This window comes from uncultured Sphingomonas sp., from assembly GCF_946477935.1.
GTDB lineage: Bacteria > Pseudomonadota > Alphaproteobacteria > Sphingomonadales > Sphingomonadaceae > Sphingomonas.
Genome location: NZ_CAMLAC010000308.1, coordinates 1 through 3,445, shown reverse-complemented (window position 1 = coordinate 3,445; position 3,445 = coordinate 1). Strand labels below are relative to the sequence as shown.

Here is a 3,445-nt window from a genome sequence, read left to right as displayed (position 1 = left end):
AGGAGGAGCGCCATGCACGGCAACCATGTGGTCGGCCTCAACAGTCGCTCCGTTTTTGAGATGGTAACAGACAACACCTTAACGCGCGTTGGAGAATATCGGCAATTAGCGACGATCCCGCAGTACCGGCAGACCATTCCAAGCGAGACGGTGCCGGCCGTCTCGTTAGTCGTTCCCGATGAGAAAGCCGCAGCGGTCTTGATCGCCGCTCTTCAATTGACGGCCACGAGATAGGCCTGGCAGGCAAGCGGCAGTTCGCGACGCAGGCAGGCCAGCTTTTCCTCCGCGCGCTCGATTTCCATTACCACCCTCACCGAACCACTCAGCATCGCCGTCAGCACCAGCGCAGTGGACGTCGGATCGAGCGAACGCCGGTCGCTTGCGGACCGGAGCAACTCGCCAATCGCGTGCATGCCCTGTTCCATCGACCGGCTCATCAGATCGGCCAGGTCGAACTCCGCCGCAATCGCATACATCGCGCGGGAGGTTACGGCATCCTCCCCTTTCACATTGAACCACGCGGCGGTCAGCCCCCGTGCGATGGTCGCCAGATCCTGCCCGTGCAGGTCACGCGCTGCCGTCAGCATCACGGTCGTGATCCGGTCCAGTTGCCGTTCCACCACCGCGAACAGCAGCGCCTCCTTGTTGGGGTAATATTGGTACATCGTCCCGATCGACACGCCCGCCCGTTCCGCCACCCGCGTGGTCGTCAAGCGTCCGGCCCCGTCCGTTAGCAAAACCTGAATGGTGGCGATCTGGATCGCGTCGATCGTGACGGCCGAGCGCGCCTGACGCGGCGCTTTTCTGGGCTTCAGTAGGGCGGCGGTCGGACGAGTCATGAATGCGAATACCAAAACTGAGGGATGCTTCATAAATTAGCGATGCACTCACCGATCGCCAAGGAGCCAATCATGCCCACCATCCTCATCACCGGCAGTTCGACAGGATTCGGACGCCAGACCGCCCTCCATTTCCTCGACCAGGGCTGGTCGGTGCTGGCGACGATGCGCGATCCCGGCGCCCATACGCTGCCCGTCTCCGACCGGCTGCGCGTCCTCCCGCTCGACGTGACCGATCCCGCCAGTATTGCGCGCGCCATCGGCGAGGCCGGACCGATCGACGTCCTCGTCAACAACGCCGGCATCGGGTGGTTCAACGCGATGGAGGGAACGCCGCCCGAGACGGTGCAGGAGATCTTCGCCGTCAATCTGTTCGGTCCGATGGCCATGATGCAGGCGGTGCTGCCCAGCATGCGCGTGCGGCGTTCGGGTGTGATCGTCAACGTCGGGTCGAGTTCGACCTACAAGCCGGTCCCCATGCTGTCGGTGTATCGGGCAAGCAAGGCGGCACTCACCGCCCTGACCGAAGCGATGGCGGCCGAGCTTGCCGGCTTCAACATCCGGACCCGGGTCGTCTTGCCGGGGCTGGCCCCGGCCACGAGCTTCGCAGCCACCACGCAAGGTCGCGTCGAACAGAGTGGCTGGTTTCCGGCGGCTTATGAGGCGTTCGCCCATAAGACACTTGCGATGATGCAGGCGCACGCCCCCGCTGTTACGACGACCGCACAAGATGTCGCGGAGGCGATATTCCGGGCAGCGACCAGCGACGACTGCCCGATGCTGCTGCCCGCCGGCGCCGACGCGATCGCGTGGTCGGAAGGCAGGTAGAGGTCGAGGCGATCAGCGACCCTGCGCGCGTCCATGCGATCTGCGAGGAATACCGGGCGGCCGCTTCGCTGGATCGCGAGCATGACGCTGACGACGTGAATGCGGGGCGACGCGTGACCTGTCCGTTGTTGGCGCTGTGGAGCGAGCAAGGCGGACTGAATAGCTGGTATGAAGAGGTGGGCGGTCCGCTTGCGATCTGGCGGACGCTGGCCGATAGCGTCCGCGGTGAGCCCGTTGCTGGCGATCATTTCTTCCCGGAAGAGCACCCTGGGGACCTCGTCGCAAGGCTCCGCGCCTTTCTCTGATCCGGCCGATGTCAAAGCTGCATGGGGCCGATACCATCATTCGTGGGCTGCCGTGCGTGATCGGCGCCGCTCGCCCGCGGTTTCTACGTCTTGGCGAGGTACTGCGACGCGGAGGGCCTCTCTCGAAATAGCATCCCAACCGGAATACCCCGGCTATCTCGCTGGTCGTTCGTTTGCGGGAAGGCGTAATCGCCCTCTCACCTTCTGTCACAATGGATCAGTCAGAGAACATCGTATCCAGATAGGAGACGATCTGGCCGAACGCGGTTTTCCGCACAGGTTCCATCAACATCATGTGCGTACCGCCGGCGACCTCCAAATATGCCCGGTCGCGGGCACTTGTGAGGCGATCAACAAGATCAAGCGCCATGTCGCGGCGCACATCCACATCCCAGGAGCCGCGTATTACCAACGTCGGGGTTGTAATAGCCGCCGGGTCATAGAGCGGACGCCCTGCCGTCCAATGTTCGCGTACATCAGCCACCGCGCCGCTCGGCGCACGGAGATAACCTGCGGGCGCGTCGGGGTCGGTGGCCTCGGTCACTTCGACCCAGCGTTGAAACCAACCCTCAGGGAGAAGGCCGTCGCGCTGCGCCTCAGGTGCTGAGCCAACCCAAGCAGTCCGGTAAGTAGCGGCATCCACTACACGGTGCGACGTGATTGGGGCGCCGCCGTCGAAACGGAGTGGAATGGACGACAGCCACAAAGGCGCGACGAGGATTAGCGCGTCGAGATCGTGATGACGGCTCGCGTGAATGCCTGCGATCGATCCACCCCATGACATGCCCAAAAGGCCAACGCGGCTCGGAGAACGCAGGCTACGGATGTGAGCAAGTGCAGACGCAACATCGTCGGCCGCATCGACGGCGCGCGCCAGTGGCGTGCTGTTGCTGGGTTCCTCGTTCATTGGCGCTGGACGTGTCGAGCCGCCATAGCCGCGCACATCAAGAGCCCAAGCATCGATGCCGGCCTCAGCAAGCGCGTCCATGAAGGAAAACCCGCCCACATCTACGTCGAACAAGCTCAGCGATGGGAAAGTAGCGCCGTGCACTAGTAACAGCGACCCGGTCGTGTCACGGTCTACAGGCCGCTTGTTGCGCAGGAACAGCTTCAGGCCGGTATGTGCGCCATCGATGAGCATATCCTCCGTCAGCACACCTAAAGGACGTGACGTATGCGGTTGAGGGTGCTGTCAGTCTAACGCGAACCGCTTTCCACATGATGCACGTCAGTCTTTGAAGGCTGCGGCCTAGCTGACAAACACCTGCCACTCCGCCAGTGCGGCGGAGCGTCGTTCCCGGTAGGTTTGTCGGTCGGTGAGATGGCGCTCCAGGTTGAAGTGGTTGTGGACGTTGGCATGAACGGAGGCGAACTTCTGCAGCGTTTTCATCTGCCGGAACCGCAGCATCGCCCGCTCTCGTCGTCGGAACGGCAGGTGGCTGTTCTCCACCCGGTTGTTGGCCCAGCGGCCGA

General features: G+C 63.0%; 6 protein-coding genes. 3 read left to right on the top strand and 3 right to left on the bottom strand.

Going from position 1 to position 3,445, the window contains the following annotated elements; genetic code table 11:
- On the top strand, positions 1-234 hold a 234-nt coding region (locus Q0U08_RS18995; protein ID WP_298093310.1), incomplete at its 5' end, for a hypothetical protein.
- On the opposite strand, the gene Q0U08_RS18990 is transcribed toward Q0U08_RS18995, so the two are convergent.
- The gene (locus Q0U08_RS18990; RefSeq protein ID WP_298093309.1) at positions 213-839 is read right to left on the bottom strand and encodes a TetR/AcrR family transcriptional regulator; all 627 of its coding nucleotides are present in this window, start codon (positions 837-839) and stop codon (positions 213-215) included. The two genes, Q0U08_RS18995 and Q0U08_RS18990, sit on opposite strands and share 22 nt — an antisense overlap.
- A gap of 72 nt (positions 840-911) precedes the next feature.
- On the opposite strand from Q0U08_RS18990, the gene Q0U08_RS18985 reads away from it, so the two are divergent.
- Both Q0U08_RS18985 and Q0U08_RS18980 read left to right on the top strand, forming a co-directional pair.
- Complete coding sequence (locus Q0U08_RS18985; protein ID WP_298093308.1) at positions 912-1,667, top strand: SDR family oxidoreductase; 756 nt, start codon at positions 912-914, stop codon at positions 1,665-1,667.
- Complete coding sequence (locus Q0U08_RS18980) at positions 1,649-1,972, top strand: hypothetical protein (protein WP_298093307.1); 324 nt, start codon at positions 1,649-1,651, stop codon at positions 1,970-1,972. Before Q0U08_RS18985 ends, Q0U08_RS18980 begins: the two co-directional genes overlap by 19 nt.
- Positions 1,973-2,189: 217 nt before the next feature.
- On the opposite strand, the gene Q0U08_RS18975 is transcribed toward Q0U08_RS18980, so the two are convergent.
- Entirely contained in the window at positions 2,190-3,113 is a 924-nt protein-coding gene (locus tag Q0U08_RS18975; protein ID WP_298093305.1) for an alpha/beta fold hydrolase, read from the bottom strand.
- Between the two features lie 108 nt (positions 3,114-3,221).
- The coding region (locus Q0U08_RS18970) for a DDE-type integrase/transposase/recombinase (protein WP_298093304.1) at positions 3,222-3,445 on the bottom strand (224 nt) is incomplete at its 5' end.

Coding starts and splice junctions, on each gene's coding strand:
- Q0U08_RS18990 (WP_298093309.1), bottom strand. CDS start 839: ATGACTCGTCCGACCGCCGCCCTACTGAAGCCCAGAAAAGCGCCGCGT.
- Q0U08_RS18985 (WP_298093308.1), top strand. CDS start 912: ATGCCCACCATCCTCATCACCGGCAGTTCGACAGGATTCGGACGCCAG.
- Q0U08_RS18975 (WP_298093305.1), bottom strand. CDS start 3,113: ATGCTCATCGATGGCGCACATACCGGCCTGAAGCTGTTCCTGCGCAAC.